This window comes from Baaleninema sp. (genome assembly GCF_049974805.1).
Lineage (GTDB): Bacteria > Cyanobacteriota > Cyanobacteriia > Cyanobacteriales > Geitlerinemataceae > Baaleninema.
This window is the reverse complement of record NZ_JBNGCO010000179.1, coordinates 1-6,237: the sequence shown is the minus strand read 5'-3', so window position 1 is coordinate 6,237 and position 6,237 is coordinate 1. Positions and strand designations below refer to the sequence as shown.

General features: G+C 52.3%; 4 protein-coding genes. All 4 read right to left on the bottom strand.

What is annotated here, in order from left to right:
* On the bottom strand, positions 1-1,450 hold a 1,450-nt coding region (locus ACP5D4_RS20610; protein WP_428013489.1), incomplete at its 3' end, for a filamentous hemagglutinin N-terminal domain-containing protein.
* A gap of 239 nt (positions 1,451-1,689) precedes the next feature.
* The gene (locus ACP5D4_RS20605; protein ID WP_428013475.1) at positions 1,690-2,763 is read right to left on the bottom strand and encodes a tetratricopeptide repeat protein; all 1,074 of its coding nucleotides are present in this window, start codon (positions 2,761-2,763) and stop codon (positions 1,690-1,692) included.
* A gap of 584 nt (positions 2,764-3,347) precedes the next feature.
* Positions 3,348-4,673, bottom strand: coding sequence for a tetratricopeptide repeat protein (locus ACP5D4_RS20600; RefSeq protein WP_428013476.1), 1,326 nt, complete (start codon positions 4,671-4,673; stop codon positions 3,348-3,350).
* 31 nt (positions 4,674-4,704) lie between these two features.
* Entirely contained in the window at positions 4,705-5,916 is a 1,212-nt protein-coding gene (locus ACP5D4_RS20595; RefSeq protein ID WP_428013477.1) for a DNA double-strand break repair nuclease NurA, read from the bottom strand.
* Positions 5,917-6,237: the final 321 nt, after the last annotated feature.

Here is a 6,237-nt window from a genome sequence, read left to right as displayed (position 1 = left end):
CGCTCACGTTTACGGTTTCGCCGGTAAGAGTGACGTTACCCGCATTTCCCTGACCTGAACTCTCTGAAGAAAGGTAAGCGCCCTCGCTCACGTTTACGGTTTCGCCGGTAAGAGTGACGTTACCCGCATTTCCCTGACCCTCAGTCCCCGAAGAGAGGTAAGCGCCCTCGCTCACGTTTACGGTGTCGCCGGTAAGACTGACGTTACCCGCATTTCCCTGACCTTCTGTTTCTGACAAGAGGAAAGCGCCCTCGCTCACGTTTACGGTGTCGCCGGTAAGACTGACGTTACCCGCATTTCCCTGACCCGAGGTGTTTGAATCGAGGTAAGCGGAACCCAGTACGTTTACGACATTGGCGACGACGCGAATATCGCCCGCATTTCCCGCCGAATTCTCTCTAACGCGATTCGCGATCGAACTACTATCGGATAGGGTGAGTTCTCCTGTGGCGTTGAGTTCGATATTGCCCGAGTCGGCGTCGGGAACGCCCAATCCTTCCCCAATTCCAGCATCTAAGGAACTGCTGCTAACGGTAATATCGGAGGCGTCGATCGAGATTTCGCCGCCGATACGATCGATAACTGTAATGCTGGCACTGTTCGTCAAGGAAATCGGCGATCGATCCAGGTTTTCGGGTAACTCCCATCCCGTTAGAGACACTCTCGACCCTGAATTACTGAACTGCAACGCAACGGTTCCAGTACCGCCGACTCCTCCTAGGAGGACTCGCCCCCCTGGTGCAGAGATTTGGACGCCATCGAGATCGATCGTTCCTCCTAACAATGCCAGGGTTTCGCGTTGGCGTATCTCCAAGCTGGCTTCGGTTCCCCGAATCGTCCCCGGACTGTTGCCCAACTGCACCCCGACGGGAACGCTGACGGTCAATAAAGGGGCGGATGCGGGATTCGTCGCGCTAAATTCTGCGTTGTTTTCAAACACCAGGCTGTCAGCGGTACTGGCGAAAAACGACCCACTAATATCTAAACTGGCTCCGGAACCGAAAAGGATGCCGTTGGGATTGAGTAAAAACAGGTTCGCCGAACCGTTGACGCCCAGCACTCCATCGATGTTGGAAATATTGTTTCCCGTCACTCGACTGAGAATGTTCTGGATGTTGGCGGGGTTGTTGAAATAAACGCTTTCAAAGCTGTTCACGTTGAATTCTTGAAAGCTGTGGAAAAGGTTCGCGCCCCGCGTCGCCCCCCCTTCAATAAGTGTGGCGGGATTGCCGTTGACGGAGGCGTTGGGAGTGACGACGGAGGCTTCAGTGCCGAGCGTCGCGTCCGGTGTGATTTGCGCGAGGAAAACCTCGTCTGAGGGGGTTGAAAGGGTTTGGGCGAGTGGGAAAATTTGGCTTTCTGATGCGGCGCGAACTGGGGAACTCGCCAGGCTGGCGGTCAACAGGACTAGCCCGAGTCGAACCCAGCCCGCAGCTTGAAAACTGGTCATGAGTTATGTGGCTTCTGGCTCTTGGGTTAATAGGTTTGAGGGAGTTAGTACGGTTTTTACGGGTCTTCTAATTTGAGACGATCGGCATATTTTACACTCATTTAAGACCATTTTTGTAGAGTCTAAAACTGTTGGCAACGCCGGAATTTTTTTGTTAAAATTAACTAATCAAAACGTAATTAAAAAAACTATTTTTGTTAAAAAAAACCGGCATTTTTTGCCGGTTTTTTTTAAGGTAATTACGTTAAGTCGTCAATTCTTTTTTGTAACTCTTCGATTCGTTCGGTATCGTTGAGGGTTTCGTAACCGCTTTGGGCTTGCGTTAACAGTTTGATCGCCGCCTCGGGTTGGTCTAACATCGCCTTCACTTCCGCTAATCCCGATCGCGCGTCTGCCAATCCTTGAATATCTTCGATGGCCGTCGCAATTTCGATCGACCGTTCGTATCGTTCCTCAGCCAACAAATTCAAACCCACGTAACGATAGATATCTCCCAAGACTTGATAAACTTCTAGGGTCTCGGTTCCCGAAGCCACAAACGGCTCGAGGGTATCGATCGCCGCCGCTAACAAATCTTCGCGAATATAAATATCAGCGATCGAAAGGGCTTCCGTTTCTTCCGGAAACTCCTGCTCTCGAATCTGAGCAATATCCGTTTCCACAATTTCCAAATCTTCCGGGTACAACCGCTCGAACGTCGCCGTTTCCGCCCCCACATCGAGCTGAGAAGACGCCCCGTTATCCGCTTCCACGATAACCCGATATTCCACCCCTGGCGTCAACGCCGGCGTACCAGGATACTGCACCTGCGTCCCGCTGACCTCCGTTTCCCAATTCACATCATCTCCCAGCACTTGCACCGTGTAGCGACTGGCCCCCGCGACGGGATTCCAACGGATGATGGGTTGAGAATTTGAAATAAACGTGCGGCGAGGCGTGGTGACATAGGGAATGCTGGGGTCTATCCCGCCGAGGGTATTGTCGCTTTGTCGCCCCACTCTCAAGCTGAAGCCGCCATCGGGAGGACAGCCCCAGACGACCCCCCGCTCGAGATTGGAATTCATCGTCCAAGTGGTAGTTAAATCGGAGCAGCGGATGCGGACTTGAGCGCCGCCTGCCGTTTGCACGAGATCCCCTGTGTTCAAGCGCATCCCCCCGCGAGCGGGCTGATACTGAGATTGTCCGGAGCGTCGGATTTGAGCCGAGCCGTTGACGTCCACCAGTAGGAATTCTGAGGCTCCGGCGGCGGTGGGCATTGAAAGCGCCAGCGCTAGTAAAGTAGAGCCGAAAGATAGGTAGCGATCGAATTTCATGGGTAGTTGGGTTGTAAGGTTTCAAGACAGAACGATCGAGCCGGGAAGGGCATTTATGGCAGGGCGGCAACAGACTGAGAAACCCGCAATCTCAAACGAACTCTCTATTTTTGGGAAATGCCCAGTTTCGGGTGAGACACTGCGATTTCTATCAGTCTCACCTCTATGCCTATCCTTTTATACCTCAAAAAAAACGCTGCACAGTCTGTTTTTGTAAAAAAACTCAACCCAGATTCATCCCGGACGATTGTATTTTCTTTCTGGAGTTTTCGCGAAAATTAGATTTCCTTAAACCTTCCGGACAAGTCCCCAGCCCGGCTGTAATTTTTAAGGGCAATCCATCAGTTTGAGAGGGGAGCGTCCTTAGTGGTGCAGAAAAGTCCTGAAACCCTTGTTAGAAAAGATATCGCCGTATTAAAGGGTTGGCCTAAAAATCTCAAATCGGTAAATGGCTACCGGAGATCCCCGGCATCTCCAGGATGCCGGGGATCTGGCCCCAAATTAAATACATATAATATAAATTTTGTCAATCCCCGATCTCGAAAAGTTTTCTGCACCACTGAGGGGGAGCGTCTCGAACCGTCTCAGGGAAGAGGCGTTTCCGGAGAATTCTCCGACTCCCCAGACTCCGCTTGAAACAACCGCTTGCGAGCCGCATCGAGCCAAGCATCTTCTTCCGGGTTGAGTCCCCGAGCCAAGGCATAACACTGCTCCCATTGTTCTAACGCCGCCGCAGGATTTTTATTTTGCTGTTCTAGGGCTTGAGCTAACAAGCAGTGCGGACCTGCACCTTGGGGGTTAATGGCAATGGCGTTTCTGAGTTCGCTTTCAGCTTCGAGGGGGCGATCTTGCATCAACCGCGCCCAGCCCATATTTTTGGAAAATACATATTCGATCGCCGGAATGCTAGCAGCCGAACAGTATTGAAGAGCGAAGTTTTCGCGATTTTCCAACTTCAACTGTCCCTGTTTCAGCAACGCCGCCGCTGCGGTGTAGTCCTGGGAATTCACAATGTAGAGACGGGCGAGGTTATTATAGGCTTCGATACAGCCGCCGAGCAGTGAGACTCGATATTCTGCCTGGGCTTTATCGAATTCGAGTAAGTCTTCGTAGATATTACCCAAGCGGAAATGGGCTTCCATATTGTTCGGTTCGAGTTCTACTGCTCGTTTGTACTTGGCGAGGGCGACGGTGGTTTGAAACCGATCTTGCGCCTCGATACCCCGTCGAAGGTAATATCTTGAAATACTGGGTAAACTGGCTTGAAATCCCAGCAATCCGAGAAAGACCAAGACGGCCAAGGCAAATTTGGTTTCGTGCCATAAATATTTCGGGAGATGTAAGGCGGTTAGGGAGCGTTCGATAATTCGCTGGCCGGCTTTGCTGAGCGGCGCACCGGCCGCTAACATGGCTATGACGCTCTGTCCGATGGTGGCAAAGGCACCCAAGGCGTCGGGGCCTCCGGCTAAGAACCGGGAGGAAATCGCCGCCACGAGAGCGAAGTTACAGGTGAGAACGGGAATGGTTAAAATTTCCCAGAGCCAATCTAATTTATCCCAAGGGTGAATTTCTTCAGGGGGTTGGAAGTACCACCACCACGCCGATTCGGGCGGTTCGACGAGTTCTCGAAATTTCTCGAGCGGAACGGTTTTTGCGATGACGCCTCCCTGTTGGGTTAGGCGTTCGTCTAGGGAAATGAGTTTGAGACAGGCTTGGGTGGGGGGCGGACTTTCTTGGGCGACGAGGCGTTGAATTTTGTCCCGTAGGAGTAATACGTCTAAGCAGGTGTCGAGGGAGGGCGATCGATCGAACCCTTCGCCGTCTTCGAGATATTCGAGGGCGCGATCGTATTTTTTTAAGGCTCGGTCTAAATCTGAGGTGAATTCCCGATCTAAATCTAATGTACTCATTGCTGAAATCTGAGCGGGTTTATCCAATCTATTAAGCGATGCTGCGGCGTTTTCGCGCTTCTTTGTAAGAGGTTCCCACGTTTTGCAACCCAGCTTCGATCATCTGACGTTCTAATAAGGCAAAAAAGCGATGTCGATCGCCGCCTCGGACGACAGCTTGGTTATGAGCTTCGGCTAACGTCACGGGATAACCGTATCCTTTGTAAACCTGTCCTAACATCAAACTCAAGGCAGTGTCGAGAAGATCCGGATTGTTCGCCACCCAAGCGGGAAGGTCGATGCGGGCGATTTCACTTCCCACGTGAACGTAACAGAAATATACGGTCTGACGATCGCCGTACAGGTTCAAAATGGGATTGGAGGACTTCCACAAACAGCCCCGTTCTCCCGGTTGTAACTGCGTCGCCCAAAAGATGGTATCCCGCAACGGTTCGGCCACTTGACAGGGGGAGCGTTTCAACACCACTTCTCCTTCTTCTGGGGCGACGTAAGGACAGTTTGTCGAACAGTTGGGTACGTCGAACGGACAGGCTTGGAAGCGTAGAAAGTGCAGGGCTTCGCTACTGCGGGAGGCGCTGAGATACCCCAGTAAGGGAACTCCGGCTAACTGGAGGCGATTCCAGGCTTCCAACATCGGCGGTAGGATACGATCGATCGCCTCGTTGGGTAAATTTTCTAAAAACCAATAAATTAAAGACCCGTCCACCATCGCCAACATGGGGGGTTTGCGATTTTGCAACCGCACGCTAACGGCTAACTCCGCCAGTTCTGTGGCTTCAGCCACGGTGCGCCGATATCCCATCCATTCTTCGGTACGAATTCCCCACTGTCGGGAAACGTAGAGGTCTTCGGGACGGTAGAACACTTCGGGAATGCTATCGAGGAGGGGTTGGCGATTTTGGCCGTAGTGTAACGCCACCCGTCCGATGTTGAGGAGATAGCAATAGGCGATTTCGTGTTGGTTGGGGGCGATTTGGGAACCGTCGGTGGCGATGACGCTGTGGGCTTTCGGCGGTGCTTTCAGTAAAACGCGGGTGTCCAGGGGTTCGACGGGGGTGGCGGCGGAAAACCAGATGCGATCGCGCCATCGCTTTTGAGCTTTTACTAAGGCGTCTTGCTGCTGACAGGCTTGGAGAAATAAGGTTTCTGCCCGTTCCATGCGCTTGCGGGCGGCGGTGGCTTCTTCCCGCAGGTGGTCGATCGTTCCCGCTAACTGTTGACTGACTTTGTTGAGATCCAGCACGACGAACTCCCCTTTTGGTTGACGTTCGGTTCGGGAATTCGCCGCGATCGATAACACTTTCGATCGAGCGGCGATTTCCCGGTGCTGTCCAGCTTAACGCAGTCTTCTCCATGTATTGAGGACTTACGCAGAAACCCGGTTTTTAACGATATTTCGGTTTAACGGAAAGGTCAGAACGAAAAACCGAGTCGATCGACCGACCCGTGCTTAACTCCTGGTATTTTTGAAAACTTTTCGAGGAACGAGCTAGCCGTGGCGTCTGCTGGCTCAAGTAAAACTTTCGGTAGCTTGGAATCCCCGTCGCTTTAGCGCGGGGAGGAA

Bases quoted from the DNA above. Each gene is read 5' to 3' on its own strand.
- ACP5D4_RS20600 (WP_428013476.1), bottom strand. From the start codon at position 4,673: ATGAGTACATTAGATTTAGATCGGGAATTCACCTCAGATTTAGACCGA.
- ACP5D4_RS20605 (WP_428013475.1), bottom strand. From the start codon at position 2,763: ATGAAATTCGATCGCTACCTATCTTTCGGCTCTACTTTACTAGCGCTG.